This is a genomic window from Streptomyces sp. P17 (assembly GCF_032436805.1).
Taxonomy (GTDB): domain Bacteria; phylum Actinomycetota; class Actinomycetes; order Streptomycetales; family Streptomycetaceae; genus Streptomyces.
In genome coordinates this window covers 1-327 of record NZ_JAVRBF010000519.1, presented here as the reverse complement: position 1 = coordinate 327, position 327 = coordinate 1, and the positions used below count along the sequence as shown (strand labels likewise).

General features: G+C 51.7%; 1 protein-coding gene. It reads right to left on the bottom strand.

Annotated features, from left to right (window positions below; all coding sequences use genetic code 11):
* Window positions 1-66: 66 nt before the first annotated feature.
* Window positions 67-327 (bottom strand): hypothetical protein (locus RMT89_RS41950; RefSeq protein ID WP_315889009.1); only part of this gene is annotated, 261 nt, incomplete at its 5' end.

Sequence of the window (327 nt, the reverse complement as noted above, 5' to 3'; positions counted from 1 at the left end):
CGACAATAGGCCGATGGGCTAGATAGTTTTCATATCCTTCATCGCCCTTGAATACGCTGATCTTCATTAGAACCTCATTCTTACGGAGTATCGGGCGCGGCATCGGCACCCGTATCGGTCTTCGTCGCTAGCCCCTAGGGAGGCGTCGCCCGGATACATCATAAGCCCGCCCAATCCACTTACAAATGGCTGGTCAAACGGCTGCTTCTGCCCCTGCAAATAACGATGACTATGGCGGACCTTTTCATCCTTGTCGGTCTGCCAATCCTTTTCGATCTGATCGGGATTCAAAACCCCATTATCTATTTGCTGCTGTAGTCCATGGCG